This is a genomic window from Trinickia sp. Z7 (assembly GCF_056498045.1).
On the sequence record NZ_JAUEQW010000007.1, the window covers coordinates 45137 to 70702 of the forward strand.

Genomic DNA, 25566 nt, shown 5'->3' on the forward strand with positions numbered 1-25566 from the left:
GCGGCAGCTGCCGAAAGGGAAATATTTTGCGCCACATTGTCTCGTCGACGATTCTTGCCCCATGACCGCTCCGATCCTGTTGGAAGCGCGCGGCGTCGTGCGCCGCGACCCGCATACGGCCAGCACACTGCTGGCGCAAACCGATTTCTCGCTCGCCGCAAGCGAGCGCGTCGTGATCTCCGGTCCTTCCGGCTCCGGAAAAAGCGTATTCCTGCGCGCATTGGCCTTGCTCGATGCGCTCGACGGCGGCGAAGTGCTATGGCACGGGCGCACCATCGAGCGCCGCGAGATCCCGCGCTTTCGACGCTGCGTCGCCTACGTCCGGCAGCGCCCGGCCGTAATCGACGGCACGGTCGAAGACAATCTGCGCTACCCCTACACGCTCCATGCCTACCAAGATTTGCGCTTCGACCGGGCACGCGCCGAACAGCTTGCCCGCGCAGCAGGCCGGGGCGCGCACTTTCTAGATAAGCGAGCGAGCGAACTGTCGGGCGGCGAGGCCCAGGTGACCGCGCTCGTTCGCGTGCTTCAACTCGATCCCGAAGTATTGCTGCTCGACGAGCCCACCGCTTCGCTCGACCCCGAAACGGTGCTTGCAATCGAAACCCTCGTGGACCATTGGTTCGCAACCGCTAGTGCAGCGCGCGCGTTCATCTGGGTTTCGCACGATCCGGCGCAAGCGGCCCGCGTCGGTCGACGCCAACTCACGCTTTGCGCGGGCCGTCTCGCGGGGCGTCAGGAGAATCTCGCTTGAACCCCGTCTTGCACACACTGAGCCTAGTTGACGTCGGCATTGCGTCGCTGCTCATCGTCGTGAACGGCGCGCTTTCCGTCGCGCTCTCGCTTGGCCTTGGGCGTCAGTTGGCGCTGGCCGCCGTGCGCACCGTGGTGCAATTGCTTGCGATCGGCTATGTGCTCGGCTGGGTGTTCGCGGTCGATCGCTGGTATCTGGTCCTTGGGCTGATGGCGCTCATGACCGTCGTAGCAGGCTTTGCAGGCGCCGCGCGCGGCGCTCGCACCTATCGCGGGCAGCGGCTGGACAGCCTCGCATCCATATGGATGAGCGCGTGGCTCGTGACCGCCGTCGGCCTCCTCGCGGTCATGCGGATCCATCCGTGGTACCAACCGCAATACGCGATCCCGATACTGGGCATGATCCTGGGCAATACGCTGACCGGCGTGTCGCTTGCGATCGAGCGCATGACCGAGGAACTGACGGCGCGGCGCGATCGCGTCGAAATGGCGCTGGCCTTGGGGGCTACGCGTTGGGAGGCCGCGCGCGGCCCCGCGCGTCAAGCGGCTCGAGCGGGCATGATACCGACGCTGAACCAGATGGCCGTCGTGGGCGTGGTCAGCTTGCCGGGCATGATGACCGGCCAGGTGCTTGCCGGGCAGTCGCCGCTGCAAGCCGTGCGCTATCAGATCGTCATCATGTTCCTCATCGCCGCCGCATCCGCCCTGGGTACGGTCGCGGCGGTGCTGTTCACCTACCGGCGGCTATTCAGTCCCGACCATCGATTCAACGCCGGCGAGCTCGTCGAGCGAACCCGCTCCCGGTGATCACGCGTGTGCTAGCGTTTGGCCGAAACCGTGACCTGCGATCCGTCGCTGAGCGTTACGGTCTTGGCGCTGCCGTTGGTCGACATCGTAAAGCGCACGATCTGGCTCAACGTTTGAATGCCGGGGCATTGAATCGTCTTGCCGGCCACTTTCGCATTCGTTTTGCCGTGCGGCGTGCTGGCTTGGACACTGAGTTGCACGTTCGCCGTGCCGTTCTCGGCCACGATGGGCGCCAGCCGAATGCGCACCGCCCGCTGCGCCGAACCGTTGCCATCGAGTGAGAACGAACTGTAGTTCGGGCATCGCTCAGGTACGGCGACGGCGCCGCCCGGCGGCGCCGTCATCCAGGTGTAATCGTCCGTTTGGCCCGACCGGATGGTGCGCGTCTCCTGAGCGTTGCCATAGATCTTCGAAGCGATTTTGACGGTGTATTGAATCGGCCCATCGGCCGGCGTCTTCGATGTCACGGTAATGGGCGGCGCCGCTTGTGCGAGCGTGGCGAGACCCGCAGCCGCGAATGCTGCGGCCGAAAGCAAAACGGCTACCGGCTTCAAACGAACCCTCATGCTCATCTCCTGGCTGGGCGCGCTCGGCTAAGCCGCGCACGCCGACTGGTCAACGACGCTTCGTCAGTCTAATCCCAACTCGCGCGAAAGACTGCTTTCGAGGCTCGGGGGTTGCCCCGCTTGCGTCCGGCATCGTTATCGAGTTCAGAGGCGAGCGCTGCGTGACCGGCATGGACGATTCCGCGGCAAAGCGCTTGCCTCGCCTCTTGCCTAGCATCGCGGCGGCATGACGCAAGCACGGTATCGGTTCGCTAAAGGGCTTGCGGGCAACGGCCAACAAGAGCCGGCGCGGGCCTCGACCGGCTACAATGACCGGCTACAATAGCCGGATTTTCCGCCCGCGGCGGCGGCCGGTTTCCTTCAGCGCATCGTCATCTTCCATGAATCTCGTCGTCCAAAGCCCCGAGCCGCTCGCGGCAGCCCATGTCAAGCCGCTCGTCGCGCTCGCTCGCGGCGCCCAAGTGCATCCGATCGACGCCCATGCGGTGCGCATCGACGATGCAGACCCGCACCAGCGTCTCGATGTCGAATCGTACTGCGCGACCCACGCGCTCGATTACGCCTACGTGCCGCCGGGCCGTTCGCTCGAAGATTTCGGGCTGATCGCGATGGACATGGACTCCACGTTGATCACGATCGAATGCATCGACGAGATCGCCGATTTCTGCGGGCTCAAGGCCGAGGTCTCGGCCATCACGGAAGCGTCCATGCGCGGCGAGATCAAGAACTTCAACGAAAGCTTGAGTGCCCGGGTCGCGCTGCTCGAGGGGCTCGACGCCTCGGCGCTCGAACACGTGTTCACCGAGCGGCTGCGTTTGTCGGCCGGCGCGCAGGCGATGCTGGCAGGCGCCAAAGCCGCCGGCTTGAGCACATTGCTCGTTTCGGGCGGTTTCACGTTCTTCACCGAGCGGCTCAAAGCGCAACTTGGGCTCGACTTCGCGCACGCCAATACGCTCGAAATCGTCGATGGCAAGCTGACCGGCAAAGTGACGGGCGAGATCGTCAACGCAAGCGTCAAAGCGCGAACCGTGCGCGAAACCTGCGCGAAGCTCGGCATCCCGACCTCTCGCGCGATCGCGCTCGGCGATGGCTCCAACGACTTGGAAATGATGGCGCAGGTCGGCCTCTCGGTGGCCTTTCGCGCGAAGCCCGTCGTGCGCGCGGCGGCCAACGTGGCGTTCAATTACGTCGGCCTGGACGGGCTGCTGCGCTTGTTTTGAGCGCCCGCGCGCCGGCGCTCGCTAATAGCCCCTAAACCGATAGCCTCTGAACCGATAGCCTCTGAACCGATGGCGCGACGCCCCGCGTCGCGCGAGGGCGAACGAGGCCCGCGCTCGTTGCAGGCATCTCAGCCTAGCGCGGCCACCATGGCATGTTCGATATCGGCGCGCAAATCCGCATCTTCCTCGAGCCCGACATAAAAACGCACCAGTGTGCCGCGATGCGGCCATTGCGACGCCGAGCGCATCGACGCCACGTCGTAGGGCATCGCCAGGCTATGTGCGCCGCCCCAGCTCCAGCCGATGGCGAACAGTTCGAGCGCCTCGACGAAGGTATCGATCTGCGTCGCGCTGTAGCGTTCGTCGAACACGACCGAAAATAGCCCTCCCGCGCCCGAGAAATCGCGCATGAAGCAGGCATGGCCTGGGCAATCCGCTAGCGCGGGGTGCAGCACCGCTGCGATTTCCGGCCTCGTTTTGAGCCAATGGGCAAGGGCCAAAGCGCTGCGATCGTGCGCTTCGAACCGAGCCTTCATGCTCGGCAAGCTGCGCAGCACGAGCGAACAATCGTCCACCGACACCCCGATCCCCATCCGCATGCGCGCGCGCTTGAGCTCGTGATGAAGCTCGTCGCTGGCGGTGATCGTGGCGCCCATCAGCACGTCGCTGCCGCCCGACTGGTACTTCGTGAGCGCTTGCACGGAGATGTCGACGCCATGCTCGAGCGGCCGGAACGCGAGGCCGGCCGAATAGGTGTTGTCGATCGCCGTCACGACATTGCGCGCCCGCGCCGCGGCCGCGATCGCCGGTACGTCGGGCACCTCCATCGTCACCGATCCCGGCGCCTCGATCCAGATGAGCCGCGTATTCGGGCGAATCATATCGGCGATGCCGGCGCCGATCATCGGATCGTAGTAGCGCACCGATAGCCCGAAGTCATGCGCAAGCCAATTGCCGTGCTCGCGATTGGGCGAATAGACGTTATCGGGAATCAAGACGTCGTCGCCGGCCTTGACGATGCCGAAGTACACGTTCGAAATCGCGGCCAAGCCCGACGGCTGCAGCAGCGCATGTTTGCCGCCTTCGATCTGCGCCAGACGCTGCGTGAGCGCCGCCGAGGTGGGTGTGGCATGCAGCCCGTAGCGCCACTGCGCATCATTGCGCCAATCGGCGCCGCGCACGGCGGCCAAATCGGGGAAAACGACCGTCGATGCGCGCATCACCGGTGTCGAGAACGACTCGAAACCGGGCGCGAGTTCGAGGTCGGGATGAACGATACGGGTTTGGCGTGCGCGAGAGGAAGCGGAGTCGGTCATGGTAAGGGTGTCGATGAGGAGCCCGCTAGCGGGCGGAGATCGAACGGCTGGGAATCGGAATCGTCGAGGTTCATGCGCTCTCCGGCGAGGGAGCCGTCGGCGGCGAAGCGCCCGACCCAGTTGCCGGTGATCGACGTGCCGTCGGTCGATTCCTCGATTTCTAGGACGTCGCCTTCACGGTCGCCGGCCACGAGCACGACCTGGCCCGTATCGGCGAACTGATATTCGCCATGCACGCCCGAGGGTTCGTCCGTCTTCTTGCCGAGACGCAAGACGATGCGGCGCGAGCCGAGCATCCCGCTGTAACGCGGAAATCGTGCGAATTCGGGATTGGGTGCGAGTGCAGCGGGTGCGCGCGGCACGGTTTCGGCTGCCGCATCGGCGGATTGCCTTGCCATGGCCCCCGCCGCGTCCGCCGACTGTTGCGAGACCGCTTCGGCCGCATCCGAGGCGCCTTGCCCCACCCAGGCGGCCGCGTCCTGGGCCTGCTGCGCGACGGCGACGGCGGCCCGAGTCGGTGGCTTTTGGGCCCACGAGGGACCGGACGCGAGTCCGATCGGCGCCGCCATCCCGAGCCACATCGCAATCGCACATCCTGCCCGCTTGCGCGCCGTGCTTCGCTCTCGAGATTGCCTATCGAACCACCCGATCATCCGTCCATACCCTCGTTTCGAAATTCGCGCCGATTCCCCTCGAAAGGCGAGGCGTGGCGTTGAACCGCCATGGCACGTCGTCAGACTTCGCCCCAAAGATCGTGGCCGTCGGCGCCCGTGATTCGGACGGAGACGAACTCGCCCGCCTTGTAGCGCTTGGACGCCTTTGTCGCGGGAGCGACATAGACCACACCGTCGATCTCGGGCGCATCGGCCGCCGTACGGCCGATACCGCCGTCGGCATTGACTTCGTCGATGAGCACTTTGAGCGTTTTGCCGACTTTGCGTTTCATCCGCCGCGCGGACACTTCCTCGGCGACTTCCATGAAGCGCGCGCGCCTCGCCTCACGCACCTCGTCGGGCAGCGCACCGTCGAGTTCGTTGGCCGTCGCACCTTCCACGGGCGAGTACGCAAAGCAGCCGACACGATCGAGTTCCGCCGCGCGAATGAACTCGAGCAGCGTTTCGAACTGGGCTTCCGTCTCCCCGGGGAACCCGGCAATGAACGTGCTGCGGATGGTCAACTCGGGGCACATGCGACGCCACGCGGCGACGCGCTCCAACGTGCGCTCCGCGTTGGCCGGCCGCTTCATGCGTTTGAGCACTTCGGGGTCGGCGTGCTGGAACGGCACATCGAGATAGGGCAGCACATGCCCCTTGAGCGCGCCTTCGGCCATCATCGGGATGATTTCGTCGACGTGCGGATACGGATAAACGTAGTGCAGCCGCACCCAAGCATCGTACCGCGCCGCCAGCTCGCCCAGCGCGCCGACGAGTTCGGTCATGCGCGTCTTGAGCGGCCGCCCTTCCCAGAAACCCGTGCGGAACTTCACGTCGACGCCGTAGGCGCTCGTGTCTTGGGAAATGACCAGCAATTCCTTGACGCCCGACTTGAACAAAGCCTCGGCCTCGAGCATCACTTCGGCTACGGGCCGTGAAACCAGATCGCCGCGCATCGACGGGATGATGCAGAACGTGCAGCGATGGTTGCAGCCTTCGGAAATCTTCAGATACGCGTAGTGGCGCGGCGTGAGCTTGATGCCGGCCGCCGGCACGAGGTCGACGAACGGATCGTGAGGCTTGGGCAAATGGCTATGCACGGCCTGCATCACTTCGCCGAGCGCATGCGGCCCCGTCACGGCGAGCACCTTCGGATGCACTTGCTCGATGAGCCCCTCGCCGCTCGCGCTCTTCTTCGCGCCGAGGCAGCCCGTCACGATGACCTTGCCGTTTTCGGTGAGCGCCTCGCCGATAGCGTCCAAGCTCTCCTGCACGGCTTCGTCGATGAAGCCGCAGGTATTGACGACGACGAGATCGGCGCCGTCGTAGGTGCCCGAGATCGCGTAGCCCTCGGCGCGCAATTGCGTGATGATTTGCTCGGAATCGACCAGCGCCTTCGGGCAGCCGAGGGAGACGAAGCCGACCTTTGGTGCGGCCGGCTCAGTTGCGGCGGAGGTCGAGGCGGGGGAAGCGGGCGTGTGCGGCATGAGGTGATCCGGCGAATGGCGACGACTACGGGACAGATCGCGCGGCAAGCACTAGTGCACGACGCCCCAGAATAGCCGCGTATTGTACCGCGAGGCCCTGCCGGCTTGCACGATCGCTGCCGGAACCTCGCGCGAAGCACATTCGCGCTCAGCCGTTATACGACACGGCGCCAACTGCGACCGCCCTTTGCCGGTGCAAGGACGGCTCACCTCGGATGCGGCGTCGACCCGCGGACGAACGCGCGGTGTGGACTCGCGCCGCCGCGACGCGCTACTTCTTTTCCGGCTCGGGACCCGTGCCAGGTTTGTTGAACGTGAATGAACTGAACATCGTCTTGGCTTGGTTCTGCATCTGCTCTTGCATTTGCACGAACATGTTTTTCGATTGCTCGATGTAGCTCGTCATCATGCCTTGCATCATCGGCGCTTGCATGTTCATGAACTGCGACCAGACCTCGGGATTGAGCGCATTGCCTTCGTAGAGATTCTTCGATTGCTCGGCCAACTTGTTTTGAATCTCTATGAACGCTTGGATGTTCTTTTCCAAGTAGGTGCCCATCATGCCTTGCATGGCGTGACCGTAGAAACGGATGATCTGCGAGAGCATGGACGAAGAGAACATCGGCATTCCGCCGCTCTCCTCTTCGAGGATGATTTGCAGCAAGATGCTGCGCGTCAGGTCCTCGTTGGTCTTCGCATCGATGACCTTGAAGTCCTCCTGATCGAGCACGAGCTGCTTGACGTCGCTCAGCGTGATGTAGGTGCTCGTCTCCGTATCGTAAAGCCGACGGTTCGGGTACTTTTTGATGAATCGCTCGGCTGTTTTCTTTGTAGTCGACATGTAATGCCTTTTATGAACGCAACGCAGCGCAATGACGGCGCTCCTCAAGCCCACCGCGTCTCCCGCAGCGAACCGGACCCCTGAAACCCATACACTTTAACGCGTTTTGCGCCGACAGCCATCCGAATCGCCGCCGGCGCAAACACGTTAGCCCATGTGCAAACCGCCGTTCAGCGAGAAGTCGGCCCCCGTGGCGAAGCCCGATTCGTCCGAGGCCAGCCACGCGACGATCGACGCGATTTCGTCGGGGGTGCCAAGACGCCGAACCGGAATCGTGGCGATGATCTTCTCGAGCACGTCCGCGCGGATCGATTTGACCATGTCCGTGCCGATGTAGCCGGGCGACACCGTATTCACCGTCACGCCCTTGGTCGCCACTTCCTGCGCCAGCGCCATGGTGAAACCGTGGATACCGGCTTTGGCCGTGGAATAGTTCGTTTGGCCGAACTGTCCCTTTTGACCGTTCACCGACGAAATATTGATGACGCGGCCGAAACCGCGCTCCACCATGCCGTCGATCACTTGCTTGGTGACGTTGAACAAGCTCGTCAAATTGGTATCGATGACGGCCGTCCAATCCTCGTGCGTCATTTTACGGAACACGACGTCGCGCGTGATACCGGCGTTGTTGACGAGCACGTCGATTTCGCCCACTTCGGCCTTGACCTTGTCGAACGCGTCCTTCGTGGATTCCCAATCGCCCACGTTGCCCTCGGAGGCGATGAAATCGTAGCCGAGCGCTTTCTGCTGCTCGAGCCAAGTGACGCGCCGCGGCGAATTGGGTCCGCAGCCGGCGACCACCTTGAAGCCCTGCTTATGCAGGCGCTGGCAAATACCGGTGCCGATGCCACCCATACCGCCCGTTACGTACGCAATACGCTGTGTCATGAATCACGCTCCATTCCTGATTTTTCGCGGGGCGCCTCGCGGCGCCCCTTGTGTTTGTCGCCGCGCCCTGCGGCCGCGCGGCGACGCTTGCGCGCTTCTTCTTAGATGCGCTCGACGGCCAGCGCTACGCCCATCCCCCCGCCAATGCAAAGCGAGGCAAGGCCGCGCTTCGCATCGCGCTTTTGCATCTCGTGCAGCAGCGTCACGAGAATCCGGCAGCCCGATGCGCCGATCGGATGGCCGATCGCGATCGCGCCGCCGTTCACGTTGATCTTGGACGTGTCCCAGCCCATTTGCTTGTGGACTGCCAGCGCCTGCGCCGCAAACGCTTCGTTGATCTCCATCAGATCGAGCTCGCCCACGGACCAGCCCGCCCGCTCGAGGCAACGGCGCGAGGCCGGCACCGGACCCATGCCCATCACTTTCGGGTCCACGCCGGCGCTTGCATACGCCTTGATCCGCGCAAGCGGCGTCAAGCCCAGCGCCTCGGCCTTCTTGGCGGACATGACGAGCACGGCGGCAGCGCCGTCGTTGATGCCCGACGCGTTGGCCGCCGTGACCGTGCCTTCCTTCGAAAACGCCGGCTTCAGACCCGCGAGCGACTCGGCCGTCACGCCATGGCGCACGAATTCGTCGGTAGCAAAGCGCAGCGGCTCGCCTTTGCGCTGAGGAATCTCGATCGGGACGATTTCATCGTCGAAGCGCCCCGCCTTCTGTGCCGCCTCGGCCTTGTTCTGCGAGAGGGCCGCAAACTTGTCCTGCTCTTCGCGCGTGATGCCGTACTCCTTGGCCACGTTTTCCGCCGTGACGCCCATGTGGTACTGGTTGTAGACGTCCCACAAGCCGTCGACGATCATCGTGTCGACGAGCTTGGCGTCCCCCATCCGGAAGCCATCGCGCGAGCCCGGCAGCACGTGCGGCGCCGCGCTCATGTTTTCCTGGCCGCCCGCGACGACGATGTCGGCGTCGCCGGCGATGACGGCGTTCGCCGCCAGCATCACGGCCTTCAGGCCCGAGCCGCACACCTTGTTGATGGTCATGCCCGGCACCGCGCTCGGCAGGCCCGCCTTGATCAGCGCCTGACGCGCCGGGTTCTGGCCCGCGCCGGCCGCGAGCACTTGCCCCAGGATGACTTCGCTTACTTGCTCGGGCTTGACGCCCGCGCGCTCGAGCACCGCGCGAACCACGGCAGCGCCCAGCTCGGGCGCGGCAATCTTCGCGAGCGAACCGCCGAACTTGCCGACCGCGGTGCGAGCAGCCGATACGATCACTACGTCAGTCATTTGAGACTCCTTGCATGAGGCGGCCTTAACCCTTAAGGCCACGCATCGTAGTTAAAAACCTTCGAACGTCCCCGATCGATCGCCCGATCAATCCCGCTCCAACACATAGCGCCCGGGCGCCGGCTCGATGACCGGATATTCGGCCGATCCGAGCTGCGCGCGAACCTTCACTTTCTTGCCGCCGTACTGGTCGAGCCATGCCATCCACTCGGGCCACCAGCTGCCGGGCTTCTCGACCGCGCCCTCGAACCAGTCGTCGGGATTCTCGGGCAGCGCCCTTTCGTTGCCCTCGTGACACCAGAAGCTGCGCTTGCCCTTGGCCGGCGGGTTGATGACGCCCGCGATATGTCCCGAAGCGCCCAGCACGAAACGCTGCGGGCCCGTCAGCAAAGGCGCCGAAGCATATGCGGTGCGCCACGGCACGATATGGTCGTCGCGCGAGCCGTAGATGAAGGTCGGCACGTCGATGCGCGACAGATCGAGCGCCTCGCCGCACACCGTGACGGCGCCGGGTTCGCGCAACCGGTTCTCGAGGTAGGTGTTGCGCAGATACCAGACATACATCGGCCCGGGCAGATTCGTCGAATCGCTATTCCAATACAGCAAGTCGAACGGAGCGGGCGTGCGGCCTTTGAGATAGTTGTCGACGACGTAGTTCCACACCAAATCGTTTGGCCGCAGAAACGAGAATGCGTTCGCGAACTCCACGCCGCGCATGAGTCCCGGCGGCGCGCCGTTGAGGCCGCCGATCGTCTGCTCGCGCATGCGCACGTGAGCTTCGTCGACGAAGATGTCCAGCACGCCCGTATCGGAGAAATCGAGCATCGCGGTGAGCAGCGTCATCGAGGCAGCGGGATGCTCGCCGCGCGCCGCCAACACCGCCAGCGCCGTCGCGATCATCGTGCCGCCGATGCAAAAGCCGAACGTATTGATCTGCTCGCGCCCGCTGATGCGCTTGACCACGTCGATCGCGGCCAGCACCCCGTCGGTCGTGTAGTCGTCCCAGGTCTTGCCTGCGAGCGATGCGTCGACGTTGCGCCACGAAATCATGAAGACTTGATGGCCGCACTCGAGCGCATGCGCGACGAGCGAGCTCTCGGGCTGCAAATCGAGAATGTAGAACTTGTTGATGCACGGCGGGACCATCAGCAACGGCCGCTCGAACACGCTCGGCGTGCGCGGCTTGTACTGGATCAACTGCATCAACTCGTTTTCGTAGACGATTGCGCCCTCGGTGGAGCCGATGTTCTTGCCGACGATGAAGCGCGATTCGTCGCTCTGCGAAATTTTGCCGCGCCGCATGTCGGCAAGCAGATTCATCACCCCTTGCCGCAAGCTTTCGCCATGGCTTTCCAGCAGGGTCTTTTGCGCCTCGGGATTGAGCGCGAGAAAGTTGCTGGGCGAGGCGGCGGCCGTCCACTGCTGCACGGCGAAGCGAATTCGCTCGCGTGTCTTCACATCGGTGTCGAGGGCGTCGGCAAGCGCCTGCAAATAACGCGCGTTGAGCAGATACCACGCCGCCACGTAAGCGAAGGCCGGCGTCGCTTTCCAGGCGTCGGCGCTAAAGCGTCTGTCGGGCAGCTCGGGCGGCGGTTTGTCCGCCGCGCTCGCCTGTTGCAACAACGCGAGGCAATCGCGCGAGTAGTCGGCCTGCAACTGGCTCAATCGTTCGGGCGGAATCGACGCTGCCGGCAAATGCATGCCCGCGAACGCCTGCCCCGCATCGGCCATCATCGCGGGCAGCCCCATCGCGGGGAACCCGCCCGCCGGCACCGGCGGCATGGCGAAGGGAAACGAAAAGGGAAACGGCGAGGCGCCCGCGTTGCCGTTCGACGCCTGCTGGGCCATCCCCTGCATCTGGGCGGCCTGAGCCGCAGCGGGCCATTTGCTCGGATCGGCGAACGAACGCCACGCGCCCATCCAAGCCTCGAACATCCGCTGCATGTCCGCATTGCCTGCTTGCGCTTGCTGCTCGCGGCTCTGATGAGTTTCGGTGTGAGAAGAAGTCGATCGACGTTTTGATGCAGTCATACCCGCTTTGGCCGTGAGTCTAGGAAGACTGAATGAGAGGCGGGCACCGAGCGCACATGGGCGAACCCTTGCGACTCTCGCTGCGCTCACCCTTGCGAGCGGTCATTCTTGCTCCCCGCCATGAGGCATGTCAATGCTTTGGACCGATTTTGCCGCAGCGCGATAGCTTTTTTATTATCGTTTTCCCGATGCCGATCGATCGCGCGCAAGCCAAGCCCGGGCGGGCAGGCGCGCCCTATCACAAACCCGGCGGCGGGCGCACCTGGGCATCCACGTAGGCGCGCGGGACCGCCGTTCTTGTGCGCCGCAGGGTCGCATCGGCGCCTTCACCGGGCAAGCCAAATCAACGCCGCCATGCGCCCCGTCACCCGATCGCGGCGATACGAATAGAAACGCTCGGGCTCGGACACCGTGCACGCGTCGCCGCCTGTCACGCGCGTGACACCCACCCGTGCTAGGCGTTGCCGCGCAAGGGCGTAGAGATCCGCCCAATGCTTGCCGGGCGAATGCGGATGGGGGACGAAAGCGTGCGCAGTCCCCTCGCGCTCGGCGGGCTCGGCCGCGGCGAGGAACGCTTCGCGCACTTCATCGCCCACCTCGAACGCCTTCGAGCCGATTGCCGGCCCCAGATAGGCGTGTAGATCGGCGGCATCGCCTTGCGCGAGCGCTGCAACGCGCTGCGCCGTCTTCTCGATAATGCCTGCCGCGAGGCCGCGCCATCCCGCGTGAGCCGCTCCCACCGCCCTGCCTTCCCCGTGGCAAAGCAAAACGGGCAAGCAATCGGCCACCATGACCACGCACGCGATGCCCGGGGTTGCGGTCACGCTCGCGTCCGCGCGGGCATCGAGCGGTGCGTGCGCGGCATCGACCACCGTTGCGCCGTGCACTTGTTCGAGCCAGGCGGCGCGCACGCCCGCGAGCGAAAGCAAGCGCGCGCGGTTCTCATGGACGTGCGCGGGATCGTCGCCCGTATGCAGCCCGAGATTCAACCCGCCTTGCGTTTCGCACCCGGCCACCCAGCGGCCATAAGGGGGCACGCTGACGCCGCCGGCGCGCGTCGTGACGAGCGCGCGCACCCGCGGCGAAACGCGCCAGGGCGGGTACAGGCAATCGGCTTCGGTCAAGGCAGAGTCCGTCATCAATGTTTCGCCATCCTCGTGCGCAGTCATGCAGTTATTCGGTGACCGTCCGTCGTTTCCTGCTTGCTTCTTGTTTCTTGTTTTCCTGCTCGATACGCGTGGGCCCTCGCCTATCCGAGATGAGCTGCCGCACGCTCATTCGATGTCGGAATCGTCTTCCGGCTCGTCCTCGTATCCGGCTTCGAATCCTTCATACGCATCGTCATCGTCCGCCACGTCCGACTCGAGGGCCGCGCCATCTTGTCCGAACCCCAATGCCGAGATCAGCACTGCCATATCCTCGGGCAAATCGGCGCGCCAGCGCATCGCGCGCCCCGAACTCGGATGCACGAGACCGAGTTGCCACGCATGCAACGCTTGTCTCGCGAAACCGCCCGGCAGCGGCGCGCTGGAGCGGCGGCCGCGCGCATTGCCGTACACCGGGTCGCCCAGCAGCGGATGCCCGGCGTGGGCGCAGTGGACACGAATCTGGTGCGTGCGCCCGGTCTCCAAATCGCAATGGATGGCGCTGATGGCCTGCCCATTCCAGACCGTTCGATAGACGAGGCGAAACCGCGTGCGCGCACGCTTGCCGGTTGCGCCAGTAACGACGGCCATGCGCGTGCGTTCGCGCGGATCGCGTCCGATGGGCGCATCGATGATCCCTTCCTCGGGCATCGCCCCCCACACGAGCGCAACATAGCGGCGCTTCACCGTACGCGCCTGCAACTGACGCACGAGATCGGTCTGCGCCTCGAGCGTGCGCGCCACCACCATGAGCCCCGAGGTTTCCTTGTCGAGCCGATGCACGATACCGGCCCGCGGCAACCCGGCCGCGTCCGGGTACCGATGCAGCAAGCCATTGAGGATCGTGCCGCTCCAATTGCCCGCGGCGGGATGGACGACGAGGCCGGCAGGCTTGTCGATGACGACGAGCGCATCGTCTTCGTACAGGACGTCGAGCGGCACGGCCTCGGGGGTAAATGCAAGCTGCTCGGGCAGCAGATCGGGCGTCAGCTCGATGCGCGCGCCGAGCGGCACGGCCTGTCGCACCTTGGCGGGCGCGCCGTTCAGCAGTACCCGCCCCGCTTCGGTCCAGCTCTGCAAGCGGCTGCGAGAAAACTCGGGAAACACTTTGGCGAGCACTTTGTCCAGGCGTTCGCCCGCCAGCGCAGGCGGTACGTGCGCCACGCGCGGCGAGGGCGCGCTCGCTTGCTGCGAAGCGTCGGAGCCCCGGATGAAACGATCTGCGCCGGCATCGTCTGCCCGCGCGTCGGCGGAGCCGACGCTTCGGCTATAATCGTCGCTTCTATCGATAGGGCCGAGCATGTTGCCGGAAGCACGTGTGCGGGTCATTGAAACTGGATCACTGAGTGAGACTGATTGCTAGGATGCATGGAGAAATGCGGCGAGCCCTCAACACCATGATGCGCACGGCCTCGTGCGCAGCGAGCCGCGCGGCTAAGCGTGCGCTTCAATCCGCTTCGGCCGGCCTGGCCCTCGCCGCTGCCGCGGTGCTCGTGGCCGGTTGCCACGGCCTGCCGCAAAAGACCGACGAGACGGCTGCCTGGCCAAACAACAAATTATACTCGGAGGCCCAAGACGCTTTGAGCGGCGGCGATTGGGGCAAGTGCGCGAAGTATTTCGAAGCCCTCGAGGGCCGCGATCCGTTCGGGCACTTTGCGCAACAAGCGCAGATCAACGTCGCCTATTGCGACTGGAAAGACAGCGAGACGGCCGCCGCCGATCAGGCGGTCGACCGCTTCATCGCGCTGCACCCGGATCACCCCGATATCGCCTACGCGTACTATCTGAAAGGGATGATCCACTTCAACGACGATTTGGGTCTGTTCGGCCGCTTTTCCGGTCAGGACATGAGCGAGCGCGATCCGAAGTCGCTGCGCGAGTCGTACGACGCATTCAAGATCGTGGTCGACAAATACCCGAACAGCAAATACGCGCCCGATGCGGCGGCGCGCATGCGCTACATCGTCAACGCGCTTGCTTCGTATGAGGTGCATGCGGCCGATTACTACTATCGCCGCGGCGCCTACGTGGCCGCCATCAACCGCGCGCAGTTGGCGATCAAGGAGTACAAGAACGCGCCTGCGATCGAAGATGCGCTGCATCTCATGATCTTGTCGTACACGAAGCTGAACGAAACGAAGCTCGCCGACGATACGCGCCGCGTGCTCGCAGGCACGTTCCCCGATAGTCCGTACATCACGGGGCACGCTCGCCCCGGTACGCAAAAGTCGTGGTGGCAGTTCTAACGCCTAGCTGAGCGCACGCTCGCCGTCCCCGCGGCGATAAAACAAAACCGGCCTCGAGGGCCGGTTTTGTTTTGGGCGGGCGTGCCGCGCGACATTCGCACCGGTAAAGGCGCCGCAGTTGCTGCCATGCCCGGCCCCGCCTGCGTTACACAACGCGAAACCCGACAGCGCCTTTATGCGCCGTATGCCTTCGGCTGCTCCGAATCGGCAAAGAACTCCCGCACCACGTCGATTTCGCGGGTGCGCTTGAACGGCGGCAGGCTCTGCCAGATACGGCGCCCGTAGGGCTTGTCGACGAGCCGGGTATCGCAAATCATCAATACGCCACGATCCGTTTCCGCGCGGATCAAACGTCCCGCGCCCTGCTTCAACGTGATCACCGCTTGCGGCAATTGATGCACGGCAAAGGGACTCAGGCCCTTCTTAGTCAACGCATCTAGGCGCGCCGACAGCACGGGATCGTCCGGCGGCGCGAAAGGCAGCTTATCGATGACGACGAGCGACAACGCGTCGCCGCGCACGTCGACGCCTTCCCAAAAGCTCTGGCTGCCCACGAGGATGGCGTTGCCGTAGGCGCGGAAGCGGTCGAGCAACTCCGTGCGGCTCGCATCGCCCTGCGTGAGCAGCGGCGTCGACCAGCCACGTGCTTCGATGACATCGCGCAGCTTCCCGGCGATTCGATCGACGGCTCGCAGGGTCGTGCATAGGAAGAACACGCCGCCACCAGCCGCTTCGATCGCCGGCAGCGCCGCCTCGAAGACGGCGTCGGTAAAGGCGGGAGAAGACGGTTGAGGCAAGTTGCGCGGCACGTAAAGCAGAGCTTGTGTGCCGTAGTCGAACGGGCTCGGCAACGTCATCGAGCGGCGTGCGTCGAGCCCCATCTGCGCGGCGTAGTGCGTGAAGTCGCCACGCACGGACAACGTCGCCGACGTAAAGATCCATGCGCGCGGCACGCCCGCCCGCTGCTTGGCGAAGATCGGCGCAACGGAAAGCGGCGTTTCATGCAGTTGCACGGAGTGCGAGAACACCTCCACCCACCGGATACGCTCGTCGGCATCGCCCTTCGCGGCCGCGTCGCTATTCGCCGGCGCACCGGGGCGGCGCGACGCCGCGCTCGCATCGTCCTCGCCCGCCGGCGGCGCGGTCCATCGCCCAAGCTGATCTTGCAGTTCGCGAGCGCGCCTGAGGCAGGCACCGAGCGATTCCGCACGTTCGGCTTGCCCTGCGAGCGCAGCGGCCAGCGCTTCGAGCGCGTCTTCCAAAGCATCGAGCGCGCCGTATAGAGGATGATCTTCGCCAAGCTGAGCAGCCGAAACGCGCAGCGTATCGTCATTGAACGCGAGTCGTACGTCCCGAGCGGCGCGTTCGAGCCCCGCCCCGAGCTTGACCCATTCGACCGCATCGCGAGCATGCGCGAGGCCTTCGGCGACCGTGTCGCGCGCAAGCTCGAGCAACTGCGCCGTCGATAGCGTTTCGCCGAAAAACAGGGTCGCCGTCTCCGGCAATTGGTGGGCCTCGTCGAAGATCACGGTGTTGGCCGTCGGCAGCAATTCGGCCATGCCCGTATCGCGCAGCATGATATCTGCGAAAAACAGGTGGTGGTTGACGACCACGATATCCGCCTGTTGCGCTTCGCGTCGCGCCTGCATCACGAAGCATTCTTTGTAGTGCGGGCACTCCTGGCCGAGGCAGTTCTCTCGCGTGGAAGTCACCATCGGCCAAACGGAAGACGTCTCCGGTACGCTCGCGAGTTCGGCCTTGTCCCCCGTGCGCGTGATCTTGGCGAACCGTACGATATCCTGCAGATAAGCGGTGTCCTGCCGCGACGGCAACCTGCCATTGTCGGCGGTGCGCTGCAGATAGTAATGACACAGGTAGTTCGCCCGCCCCTTGAGCATCGCAACCGACACCGGCACCGCCAACGCGTCGCGCACGGTCGGAATGTCGCGCTGAAAAAGCTGATCCTGCAGATGCTTGGTGCCCGTCGAGACGATGACCTTGCCGCCCCATAACATGGCGGGCACGAGGTAAGCGAAGGTCTTGCCGGTGCCGGTGCCTGCTTCCACGATCAATGTGTTTTCGCCCGCGGCGGCCGCGTCGTCCGTGCCGGGTACGGGCGTATCGCCGCCCGGTTCGGCGCGCGCATCGGCATCGGCGCGCAAGCGACGCGCCGGACGGCGCTGCGCTTCGAACATCGCGGGCTCCGGCATGGCGCGGCCCGACGCCTCCATGGCAGCCGCCACTGCACACGCCATTTCGATCTGCGATGCGCGCGGCCGATAGCCCTCGATGGTGCGCGCGAGCAGCCCGTCGCCGGCAAAGATGGCATCGAGTTCGGCGCGCCGCCGTGGCGCGAGCGAGGCCGCCAGCGCGTGCGGCTTACGCACCGGCGGCTGCGGCGCCGGTTGCGCGGCGTGATCGTCAGCCCCCTCGGGCAAGTTCGGCGCCGGTATGCGCGGCGCGTCGGAAGAGGCATCGAGCGGTGAATTCAAGGCAAGCATTTCCCTGCAATGACCGGCGCTGAGCGCGCGGCGGAAACGCCTGCTCGCTCCCCGCTTACGCGTGCCTGTCCGGTTCGAGCTGCAATTGCAGCAACAAGATGTCGTCTTTGACTTTGAGCTTGCGCTTTTTCAGGCGACGCAGCTCGAGATCGGTAATGTCCGACGACTCCGCCAATTTGTCGATCATGCGATCGAGTTCGCTATGCTCCGACTGCAATTGCAAGATGCGGTCGCGTAGCATGTCCGGTTGGATCGCCTGTTGGCCGCGCATGGTCGCCTCCTCGGTTCGGTAGGCGGGAAGCCGCCCACGCAGCCGCCACGCCTGAGGTTGCCATCCAGCAAAAACCAACTTGCCTCAGTCGCTATCCTTCTCCTGCTGCAAGCGCTTTTGCTGTTCCTGCTGCTGCATCTGCTGCTCCTGCTTTTCCTGCGCCTTCTGCGCAGCCTGCTTCTGACGGGCTTCGACGTCCGCCTTGTGCTGCTGTGCATCGACTTGCTTCTGCGAGAAGCGCTGCGCACGTTCAGCGCGCTCCTTTGCATCCTGCGCCGCGTTCCGCCGGGCCTCGTCGAGCTTGCGCTGGAAATCGGCCTGCTTGCGATCGTATGCCGCTTGATCGGCGGCGCGCTGCGGCGCCTCGGCATTGCGTCGCGCTTCGTCGAGCGCATGCTGGCGCTGCTTGTCCTCGTACGCCTGCTCGTTGCGGGCCGCGCTCGACGCGCGCTGTGGGGCTTGCTCGGCGTCGCGCTCGCGCCGCAGCGCGTCTTGCTCGTCGCGTTGCCGCGCGTGCACGGTACGGCGCTCGTCGTCTAGCGCCAGTTGCTCGGCCCGAATCTTCGCGCGCACCTCGCGCATCTTCTCGCGCGCGCGGTTGATGCAAGCGTTGACGAAGAACTTGCTGTAGCAGTCATGCACGGCGACGCCGTACGCGTACTCGTTCTCGGCGGTGCGATCGTCGAGCGCCTGCTGCCGCGAGCTGAAATCGGGCGCACCCGCCTGCGCCGCATCGCTCGCGATCGGGGCGGGCGCCGCTCGGCCCTCCGGCACGGCTTGCGCGCGCGCGGCGATGGGCATGCAAAACGGCACGGCAAACACCACCGCGGCCAATACGGCGGCGCGCAGGGCGACTGACAAACGGGTGGTTGGCAACGTCGTAGGCGGGGATCGGAACATGGCCGAAATTCTAACACCCGCGCTCGGGCGCCCGAGCATTTGTGGCAAAATGCGCCGCTTCAGCAACCCGGCCCCGGGCCAGCGTTCCGGCTTGCGCCGCGCGCGCCGCTCTAGGCCAAGCAGGCACACGTATCTTCTATGACGGACTCCGTAGCTCTCAAGATCGTACAGCGCATCGCCGCCGAATTGACCGTACAGCCGCGCCAAGTCGCCGCGGCCGTGCAACTGCTCGACGAAGGCGCAACCGTGCCGTTCATTGCCCGCTACCGCAAGGAAGTCACCGGCAACCTCGACGACACGCAGTTGCGTCATCTCGAAGAGCGGCTGCTGTATTTGCGCGAAATGGAAGACCGGCGCGCGACGATCCTCGCGAGCATCGAGGAGCAAGGCAAGCTCACCGACGAGTTGCGCACCGCGATCGAAACCGCGGATAGCAAGCAAGCGCTCGAGGATCTCTACCTGCCCTACAAGCCCAAGCGCCGCACCCGCGCGCAAATCGCCCGCGAGGCGGGGCTCGAACCGCTGGCGCACGCGCTGCTCGCCGATCCGCGCCTCGATCCGCAAACCGAAGCGGCGGCCTACGTCGACGCCGAAAAAGGCGTGGCCGACGTCAAAGCGGCCCTCGACGGCGCGCGCGACATCCTCTCCGAGCAATTCGGCGAAACGGCGGAACTGCTCGGCAAATTGCGCGACTACCTAACGGAGCGGGGCGTCGTTTCGTCGTCGGTCGTCGAGGGCAAGGAAAACGAGGAAGGCGAGAAATTCCGCGATTACTACGATTACGCCGAGACCTTGAAAACCGTGCCTTCGCACCGCGCACTGGCCCTCTTCCGCGGTCGCAATGCCGGCGTGCTGATGATCAAGCTCGGCCTCGGAGAAGACCTCGATGCACAAGTGCCGCATCCATGCGAAGCGATGATCGCGCGCCATGCCGGCATCTCGAATCAAAATCGCCCCGCCGACAAATGGCTCTCCGATGTCTGCCGCTGGTGCTGGCGCGTCAAGGTACAGCCTCATCTCGAAAATGAATTGCTCACGCAGTTGCGCGAGACAGCCGAGCATGAGGCGATCCGAGTCTTCGCCCGCAATCTGAAGGACTTGCTGCTCGCCGCGCCGGCGGGCCCCAAGGCCGTCATCGGCCTCGATCCGGGCTTGCGCACGGGCGTCAAAGTGGCGGTGGTCGATCGAACGGGCAAGGTGCTCGCCACCGATACGATCTACCCGCACGAACCGCGCCGCGACTGGGCTGGCTCCATCGCGAAACTTGCGCGGCTGGCGGCGCAAACACAGGCGGAACTGATCAGCATCGGCAACGGCACCGCCTCGCGCGAAACGGACAAGCTGGCAAGCGAGTTGATCGCACGGCATCCGGAACTCAAGCTGCAGAAGATCGTCGTGTCCGAGGCCGGCGCATCGGTCTATTCAGCGTCGGAGCTGGCCGCGAAAGAATTTCCCGATCTCGATGTCTCTTTGCGTGGCGCCGTCTCGATCGCGCGCCGTCTGCAAGACCCGCTGGCCGAGCTCGTCAAAATCGAGCCCAAGGCAATCGGTGTCGGCCAGTATCAGCACGATGTCAATCAGCGCGAACTCGCGCGTTCGCTCGACGCCGTGGTGGAAGACTGCGTGAACGCAGTGGGCGTGGACGCCAATACGGCGTCGGTCGCGCTGCTCGCACGCGTATCGGGATTGAACAGCACGCTGGCGCGCAACATCGTGGAATACCGCGACGCCAACGGGCCGTTCCCCTCGCGCGAGCATTTGCGCAAAGTCCCGCGCCTCGGCGATAAAACGTTCGAGCAAGCAGCCGGATTCTTGCGCATCAATGGTGGCGAGAACCCGCTCGACCGGTCGTCGGTGCACCCGGAAGCCTACCCCGTGGTCGAGCGCATGCTGGCGAAGATCCGCAAGCAGATCGGCGACGTGCTCGGCAACCGCGAAGCGCTCGCAGGCCTGTCGCCCACCGAGTTCGTCGACGAGCGCTTCGGTCTGCCCACGGTCCGCGACATCCTCGTGGAATTGGAAAAGCCCGGCCGCGACCCTCGCCCGGAATTCAAGACCGCCACGTTTCGCGAAGGCGTCGAAAAGATTTCGGACCTGGCGCCTGCAATGGTGCTGGAGGGCGTCGTCACCAACGTCGCTGCATTCGGCGCGTTCGTCGATATCGGCGTCCATCAGGACGGGCTCGTGCACGTCTCCGCGCTGTCGACGAAATTCATTAAGGATCCGCACGAAGTCGTGAAGGCGGGCCAAGTCGTGAAGGTCAAAGTGCTGGACGTCGACGTGAAGCGCCAGCGCATTGCGCTGACGATGCGCCTGGACGACGACGCCGCACCGGCATCGCGCAGCGGCCCGCGCGACGAGCGCAGCGCAAGCCGCCCGAATGGCCCGGGGCGCAGCCCGCAACGCGCACGTGAGCCCGAACCGGGCGGCGCAATGGCCGCTGCCTTCGCCAAGCTCAAGCAGCGCTGACGCGTTCGGCGCACCCTGCCGTCGCGGCCGCCGTGATACCACGGCGGCTTGCGCGGGCAAACGTCGTCAACGGTCGAAATCGAAGCCGAAAAAAAAGGCCCGCGCCCGTGAATGAACTGCTCACGGACGCGGGCCAGTGTTTTTTCAACCCTATCCGGCCTCGGGCCCGATAAGGTTCTTACAACGATCAAATTTCGATCTTCGTCCCGAGTTCGACGACCCGGTTCGCGGGAATGCGGAAGAAATCGGTAGGCTTGGCCGCGTTTTGATGCATCCACGCGAACACGCGCTCGCGCAAGATGGACATTCCCGGCAGTTGCGTCGGCACGACCGTTTCGCGGGCGAGGAAGAACGACGTGTCCATGAGCTCGAATTGCATGCCATAGGCGCGTTCGAGTTCGAAGAGCACCGCCTTGACGTCGGGCGTTTCGTTGAATCCGTAAGCCGCCCTGACGAGATACAAGCCGCCGCCGACATCTTTGAGCGTGATGCGGTCGTCCTCTTTGACGTAGGGAATATCTCGGGTCAGGAAGGTCAAAAAGATCGTCCGCTCGTGCAACACCTTGTTGTGTTTGAGGTTGTGCAACAAGCTGACGGGCACGAGCGAATCGCTGCCGGTGAGATAGATCGCGGTGCCCGATACCCGATGAGGCGGATGCGCGAGCAAGCCCTGGACGAACGGCGCCAGCGGGATACCGTCGGCCGCGGTGCGCTCCTTCACGAGCATGCGGCCCTTGTACCACGTCATCAGCAAGAAGAAGAGCATGGCGCCGATGCCGAGCGGCAGCCAACCGCCTTCCGCCACCTTGAGCAGGTTCGCGCCGAAAAACGCGAGGTCCACCGCCATGAACGCCGCGATGATGATTGCGACCAGCACCTTGTTCCAGTTCCAAACCTTGACCATGACGACGCAGGCAAGCACCGTCGTGATCACCATGGTGGTGGTGACGGCGATACCGTACGCGGCGGCCAGGCTATCCGAGCTCTTGAAGCCGACCACGACGCACAGAATGATGAACAACAATAGCCAGTTCACGACGGGCACATAGATCTGCCCAATCGCGAGTTCCGATGTATGAAGCACTTTCATGCGCGGCACGTAGCCGAGCTGAATCGCTTGACTCGTCAGCGAATACGCGCCGGAGATCACTGCTTGAGATGCGATCACCGTCGCGACCGTCGACAAAACGACCAATGGCAAAAGTGCCCACTGTGGCGCCATCAGAAAAAACGGGTTCTCGATCGCCTTCGGGTCTTGCATCAGCAGCGCGCCTTGGCCGAAATAGTTGAGCACCAAGGCCGGCATGACCAGCAGATACCAGGCGAGGCGAATCGGGCGCGCGCCGAAGTGCCCCATGTCGGCGTAGAGCGCCTCGGCACCCGTCAGCACGAGGAATACGGAACCGAGCACCACGTACGCCTGCAGCATGTGCATATGCATGAACGACAACGCATAGTACGGATTGAGCGCTGCGATGATCTGGGGCGCGCGTGCGATGTGATTGACCCCGAGCAATGCGATCGTGGCGAACCACACGAGCATGATGGGGCCGAATAACTTCCCGACGAGCGAGGTGCCGTGCCGCTGAATCCAAAACAGCGCAACGAGGATCACCATCGTGATGGGCAAAACGAGATGAGACAGATGCGGCGTGGCGATCTCAAGGCCTTCGACAGCTGAAATCACCGAAATGGCGGGCGTGATCACGGCGTCGCCATAGAACATGCATGCGCCAAAGATGCCCAGCATCATCAACACGCCCGTCACGCGCGATTTCGATGAAAACGGCCGCAACGACAGCGCCATCAAGGCGAGGACACCACCCTCGCCATTGTTGTCGGCGCGCATCACGAACAGCACGTACTTGATCGACACCACGACGACGATCGCCCAAAACAACAGTGAGATCACGCCGAGAATCGAATGATCGGTCAGCGCAATCCCGTGTGCGGGACTGAACGCTTCCTTGAGCGCATACAGCGGGCTCGTGCCGATGTCGCCGAATACGACGCCAATGGCCGCCAGGGCAAGCGTCGGCAAGGAATGCTGATGAAGGTTGTCGGGGTTGTTTTGTGTCATAAACGCAAGCGATTCGTACCGGATCAGCCGGCACCGAGCGCTATTCTAGCGGTGCATCGATGGCGGATACACATAAAAAGAGCGGGGTCGGCCGACTCCGCTCTATCGTAGATGCGCTTGCAATAGCGGTACGCAAATCAAACGCAACTTGCATGCCGCAGGTCAATCCTGAGCGACGCCACGCTTGATCCACGCGCCCAAATTGTGTGGCCTGACGGTGTCCCACTCTTCGAACGGCTGATGAATCCAAGGATTCGTGGGCAAAGATTGGACGAAATAGTCGGGCTTGATCTTCGAGCAGCCCTTGTACCAAAGCACCGCGGAGCGCACCGCGGCAACGGCCGGATAGCGCTCTTTCAAGTGCTGCTGAACCCGCGCCAGCGTGACGCCCGAATCGACGAGGTCGTCGACGAGCAGCACATTGCCCGCTAGATTGCCACGCGTCATCGTGATGTATTGCGCGATGTCGAGCTCGCCCTGCTGCGTCCCGGCCGCTTCCCTATACGAACTCGTCGCGAGGATAGCCAGCGGCAAGTCGTAAATGCGCGACAGCTGATCGCCAACGCGCAAACCACCTCGCGCCAAGCAAAGGATTTGGTCGAACTTCCAGCCCGATTCATGCACCGTGAGTGCAAGCAACTCGATGAGCCGATGGTATTCGTCCCAGCTCACCCAGAGATTCTTGTCGTCGTTGCGCGGATCGGTCATGGCGATCATCGTCATGTTCTGCGTCATCGTTCAACCCTTGAACGGATGACGCAGCAAGATCGTTTCGTCACGATCGGGGCCCGTGGAGATCATATCGATCGGGATGCCGGCCACCTCTTGCACGCGCGAGAGATAGGCCTGGGCATTAGCCGGGAGCTCGCTCCACTGCGTGATTCCGATCGTGCTTTCCTTCCAACCCGAGAACGTCTCGTAGACGGGTTCGCAGCGCGCAACCTCGGCCGCCCCGCGCGGAAGCAGATCCACGCTCTTGCCGTCGATTTTGTAGCCGACGCACAGATTCACTTCATCGAGGCCATCGAGCACGTCGAGCTTCGTGATACAGAGGCCCGACACGCCGTTGATTTGAATCGAACGGCGCAACGCCGCGGCATCGAGCCACCCTGTGCGGCGCGGCCGGCCCGTGACGGAGCCGAACTCCTTGCCTACGTTCGCGAGCGTGACGCCGACCGCGGCTTGCCGCTGCGGGTTATCGGCGTCATACAGTTCGCTCGGGAAGGGACCCGAGCCGACGCGCGTGCAGTATGCCTTGGTGATACCGAGAACGTAATGCAGCTTTTGCGGCCCGACGCCGGCGCCCGCCGCTGCGGCCCCCGCGACGCAGTTGCTCGACGTCACGAAAGGATAAGTGCCGTGATCGACGTCGAGCAAAGTGCCCTGCGCGCCTTCGAACAGCAGATTGCGGCCGGCGGCGTTCTCATCGTACAAGCGTCGCGATACGTCCGCTACCATCGGCGCCAGGCGCTCGGCATAGCCGAGCATCGTATCGAGCGTTTGTTGGTAGTCGACGGCCGCCGCCCCCAGATATTGGGTCAGCACGAAATTATGGAAATCGAGGGCTTCGCGCAAACGCTCCGAGAACGCGGCCGGCGCGAATAGATCCTGCACGCGCAGCGCACGGCGGCCCACCTTGTCTTCGTAGGCGGGGCCGATTCCGCGCCCCGTCGTACCGATCTTGCTCGCACCGCGACGCGCCTCGCGCGCCTGATCGATAGCGATGTGGTACGGCAGGATCAGCGTGGTCGCTTCGGAAATGAACAGGCGCTTGCGCACGTCGACGCCAGCGGCTTCGAGCTCTTCGATTTCCTTGAACAACGCTTCGGGCGAGAGCACGACGCCGTTGCCGATGTAGCAAGCGACGCCCGCGCGCATGATGCCCGACGGAATGAGGCGCAAGATCGTTTTCTTGCCGCCGATGATGAGCGTATGACCGGCATTGTGACCGCCCTGGAAACGCACGACGCCTTGCGCGTGGTCCGTCAGCCAGTCGACGATCTTGCCTTTGCCTTCATCACCCCACTGGGTCCCGACGACGACGACGTTGCGCCCCGGGGCCGCGTTCACTGCACTGGCAGACATGTTGTTTCGTTAGCTGGTTAAAAA

The 25566-nt window shown here is 64.1% G+C and carries 21 protein-coding genes; 5 read left to right on the plus strand and 16 right to left on the minus strand.

Features of this window, described 5'->3' with window-relative positions:
* The first annotated feature begins 61 nt into the window (after positions 1-61).
* Together QQS38_RS14175 and QQS38_RS14180 are read left to right on the plus strand one after the other, a co-directional pair.
* The gene (locus tag QQS38_RS14175) at positions 62-754 is read left to right on the plus strand and encodes an ABC transporter ATP-binding protein (protein WP_479646011.1); all 693 of its coding nucleotides are present in this window, start codon (positions 62-64) and stop codon (positions 752-754) included.
* Positions 751-1560, plus strand: a complete 810-nt coding sequence (locus QQS38_RS14180) for an ABC transporter permease (RefSeq protein ID WP_479646012.1) — start codon at positions 751-753, stop codon at positions 1558-1560. The genes QQS38_RS14175 and QQS38_RS14180 overlap by 4 nt, the downstream gene beginning before the upstream one ends.
* An 11-nt stretch (positions 1561-1571) precedes the next feature.
* Here QQS38_RS14180 and QQS38_RS14185 read toward each other — a convergent pair whose 3' ends face one another.
* Complete coding sequence (locus tag QQS38_RS14185) at positions 1572-2132, minus strand: DUF6013 family protein (protein ID WP_479646013.1); 561 nt, start codon at positions 2130-2132, stop codon at positions 1572-1574.
* Positions 2133-2506: 374 nt separating this feature from the next.
* On the opposite strand from QQS38_RS14185, the gene serB reads away from it, so the two are divergent.
* Positions 2507-3346 carry a phosphoserine phosphatase SerB gene (serB, locus tag QQS38_RS14190; protein WP_479646014.1) on the plus strand — a complete coding sequence of 280 codons (840 nt, stop codon included), beginning with the start codon at positions 2507-2509 and terminating at the stop codon, positions 3344-3346.
* 128 nt (positions 3347-3474) lie between these two features.
* Here the strand turns inward: serB and QQS38_RS14195 are convergent, their stop codons facing one another.
* The 9 genes from QQS38_RS14195 to QQS38_RS14235 form a co-directional block, all read right to left on the minus strand.
* Positions 3475-4662 (minus strand): cystathionine beta-lyase, encoded by a 1188-nt coding sequence (locus QQS38_RS14195; protein WP_479646015.1) that lies wholly within the window; start codon positions 4660-4662, stop codon positions 3475-3477.
* Positions 4659-5243: a hypothetical protein gene (locus QQS38_RS14200; RefSeq protein WP_479646016.1), complete on the minus strand. Its 585-nt coding sequence runs from the start codon at positions 5241-5243 to the stop codon at positions 4659-4661. The genes QQS38_RS14195 and QQS38_RS14200 overlap by 4 nt, the downstream gene beginning before the upstream one ends.
* Positions 5244-5395: 152 nt before the next feature.
* Positions 5396-6802 (minus strand): 30S ribosomal protein S12 methylthiotransferase RimO, encoded by a 1407-nt coding sequence (gene rimO / locus QQS38_RS14205; protein WP_479646017.1) that lies wholly within the window; start codon positions 6800-6802, stop codon positions 5396-5398.
* Between the two features lie 271 nt (positions 6803-7073).
* Positions 7074-7643, minus strand: coding sequence for a polyhydroxyalkanoate synthesis repressor PhaR (gene phaR, locus QQS38_RS14210; RefSeq protein WP_479646018.1), 570 nt, complete (start codon positions 7641-7643; stop codon positions 7074-7076).
* Positions 7644-7790: 147 nt separating this feature from the next.
* Positions 7791-8531, minus strand: a complete 741-nt coding sequence (locus QQS38_RS14215) for a 3-ketoacyl-ACP reductase (protein ID WP_479646019.1) — start codon at positions 8529-8531, stop codon at positions 7791-7793.
* Between the two features lie 101 nt (positions 8532-8632).
* Positions 8633-9814: an acetyl-CoA C-acetyltransferase gene (locus QQS38_RS14220; protein WP_479646020.1), complete on the minus strand. Its 1182-nt coding sequence runs from the start codon at positions 9812-9814 to the stop codon at positions 8633-8635.
* 87 nt (positions 9815-9901) lie between these two features.
* The gene (gene phaC / locus QQS38_RS14225; protein WP_479646199.1) at positions 9902-11758 is read right to left on the minus strand and encodes a class I poly(R)-hydroxyalkanoic acid synthase; all 1857 of its coding nucleotides are present in this window, start codon (positions 11756-11758) and stop codon (positions 9902-9904) included.
* A gap of 413 nt (positions 11759-12171) precedes the next feature.
* Positions 12172-12984 carry a peptidoglycan editing factor PgeF gene (gene pgeF, locus QQS38_RS14230; RefSeq protein WP_479646200.1) on the minus strand — a complete coding sequence of 271 codons (813 nt, stop codon included), beginning with the start codon at positions 12982-12984 and terminating at the stop codon, positions 12172-12174.
* 135 nt (positions 12985-13119) lie between these two features.
* Positions 13120-14319, minus strand: a complete 1200-nt coding sequence (locus QQS38_RS14235; protein WP_479646021.1) for an RluA family pseudouridine synthase — start codon at positions 14317-14319, stop codon at positions 13120-13122.
* Between the two features lie 71 nt (positions 14320-14390).
* On the opposite strand from QQS38_RS14235, the gene QQS38_RS14240 reads away from it, so the two are divergent.
* The gene (locus QQS38_RS14240; protein ID WP_414719392.1) at positions 14391-15236 is read left to right on the plus strand and encodes an outer membrane protein assembly factor BamD; all 846 of its coding nucleotides are present in this window, start codon (positions 14391-14393) and stop codon (positions 15234-15236) included.
* Between the two features lie 173 nt (positions 15237-15409).
* Here the strand turns inward: QQS38_RS14240 and QQS38_RS14245 are convergent, their stop codons facing one another.
* The 3 genes from QQS38_RS14245 to QQS38_RS14255 all read right to left on the minus strand — a co-directional run bounded on the left by QQS38_RS14245 (position 15410) and on the right by QQS38_RS14255 (position 18908).
* Positions 15410-17728 (minus strand): ATP-dependent DNA helicase, encoded by a 2319-nt coding sequence (locus QQS38_RS14245; RefSeq protein WP_479646022.1) that lies wholly within the window; start codon positions 17726-17728, stop codon positions 15410-15412.
* 64 nt (positions 17729-17792) lie between these two features.
* The gene (locus tag QQS38_RS14250) at positions 17793-18008 is read right to left on the minus strand and encodes a DUF465 domain-containing protein (protein WP_479646023.1); all 216 of its coding nucleotides are present in this window, start codon (positions 18006-18008) and stop codon (positions 17793-17795) included.
* Positions 18009-18092: 84 nt separating this feature from the next.
* Complete coding sequence (locus QQS38_RS14255) at positions 18093-18908, minus strand: colicin transporter (protein ID WP_479646024.1); 816 nt, start codon at positions 18906-18908, stop codon at positions 18093-18095.
* Positions 18909-19046: 138 nt separating this feature from the next.
* Between QQS38_RS14255 and QQS38_RS14260 the strand changes: the two genes are divergently transcribed.
* The gene (locus QQS38_RS14260; RefSeq protein WP_479646025.1) at positions 19047-21377 is read left to right on the plus strand and encodes a Tex family protein; all 2331 of its coding nucleotides are present in this window, start codon (positions 19047-19049) and stop codon (positions 21375-21377) included.
* Between the two features lie 187 nt (positions 21378-21564).
* Here the strand turns inward: QQS38_RS14260 and QQS38_RS14265 are convergent, their stop codons facing one another.
* The 3 genes from QQS38_RS14265 to QQS38_RS14275 form a co-directional block, all read right to left on the minus strand.
* The gene (locus QQS38_RS14265; protein WP_479646026.1) at positions 21565-23457 is read right to left on the minus strand and encodes a potassium transporter Kup; all 1893 of its coding nucleotides are present in this window, start codon (positions 23455-23457) and stop codon (positions 21565-21567) included.
* A gap of 162 nt (positions 23458-23619) precedes the next feature.
* Positions 23620-24192, minus strand: coding sequence for a phosphoribosyltransferase (locus QQS38_RS14270; protein ID WP_479646027.1), 573 nt, complete (start codon positions 24190-24192; stop codon positions 23620-23622).
* Positions 24193-24195: 3 nt separating this feature from the next.
* Positions 24196-25542 carry an adenylosuccinate synthase gene (locus QQS38_RS14275; protein WP_479646028.1) on the minus strand — a complete coding sequence of 449 codons (1347 nt, stop codon included), beginning with the start codon at positions 25540-25542 and terminating at the stop codon, positions 24196-24198.
* Positions 25543-25566 lie beyond the last annotated feature (24 nt).

Excerpts from the sequence above, each read along its gene's own strand:
- QQS38_RS14175 (WP_479646011.1), top strand. The coding sequence starts at position 62 with ATGACCGCTCCGATCCTGTTGGAAGCGCGCGGCGTCGTGCGCCGCGAC.
- QQS38_RS14185 (WP_479646013.1), bottom strand. The coding sequence starts at position 2,132 with ATGAGCATGAGGGTTCGTTTGAAGCCGGTAGCCGTTTTGCTTTCGGCC.
- serB (WP_479646014.1), top strand. The coding sequence starts at position 2,507 with ATGAATCTCGTCGTCCAAAGCCCCGAGCCGCTCGCGGCAGCCCATGTC.
- QQS38_RS14195 (WP_479646015.1), bottom strand. The coding sequence starts at position 4,662 with ATGACCGACTCCGCTTCCTCTCGCGCACGCCAAACCCGTATCGTTCAT.
- QQS38_RS14200 (WP_479646016.1), bottom strand. The coding sequence starts at position 5,243 with ATGTGGCTCGGGATGGCGGCGCCGATCGGACTCGCGTCCGGTCCCTCG.
- rimO (WP_479646017.1), bottom strand. The coding sequence starts at position 6,802 with ATGCCGCACACGCCCGCTTCCCCCGCCTCGACCTCCGCCGCAACTGAG.
- phaR (WP_479646018.1), bottom strand. The coding sequence starts at position 7,643 with ATGTCGACTACAAAGAAAACAGCCGAGCGATTCATCAAAAAGTACCCG.
- QQS38_RS14215 (WP_479646019.1), bottom strand. The coding sequence starts at position 8,531 with ATGACACAGCGTATTGCGTACGTAACGGGCGGTATGGGTGGCATCGGC.
- QQS38_RS14220 (WP_479646020.1), bottom strand. The coding sequence starts at position 9,814 with ATGACTGACGTAGTGATCGTATCGGCTGCTCGCACCGCGGTCGGCAAG.
- phaC (WP_479646199.1), bottom strand. The coding sequence starts at position 11,758 with ATGCAGCGGATGTTCGAGGCTTGGATGGGCGCGTGGCGTTCGTTCGCC.
- pgeF (WP_479646200.1), bottom strand. The coding sequence starts at position 12,984 with ATGACGGACTCTGCCTTGACCGAAGCCGATTGCCTGTACCCGCCCTGG.
- QQS38_RS14235 (WP_479646021.1), bottom strand. The coding sequence starts at position 14,319 with ATGACCCGCACACGTGCTTCCGGCAACATGCTCGGCCCTATCGATAGA.
- QQS38_RS14240 (WP_414719392.1), top strand. The coding sequence starts at position 14,391 with ATGCGCACGGCCTCGTGCGCAGCGAGCCGCGCGGCTAAGCGTGCGCTT.
- QQS38_RS14250 (WP_479646023.1), bottom strand. The coding sequence starts at position 18,008 with ATGCGCGGCCAACAGGCGATCCAACCGGACATGCTACGCGACCGCATC.
- QQS38_RS14255 (WP_479646024.1), bottom strand. The coding sequence starts at position 18,908 with ATGTTCCGATCCCCGCCTACGACGTTGCCAACCACCCGTTTGTCAGTC.
- QQS38_RS14260 (WP_479646025.1), top strand. The coding sequence starts at position 19,047 with ATGACGGACTCCGTAGCTCTCAAGATCGTACAGCGCATCGCCGCCGAA.
- QQS38_RS14265 (WP_479646026.1), bottom strand. The coding sequence starts at position 23,457 with ATGACACAAAACAACCCCGACAACCTTCATCAGCATTCCTTGCCGACG.
- QQS38_RS14270 (WP_479646027.1), bottom strand. The coding sequence starts at position 24,192 with ATGACGCAGAACATGACGATGATCGCCATGACCGATCCGCGCAACGAC.
- QQS38_RS14275 (WP_479646028.1), bottom strand. The coding sequence starts at position 25,542 with ATGTCTGCCAGTGCAGTGAACGCGGCCCCGGGGCGCAACGTCGTCGTC.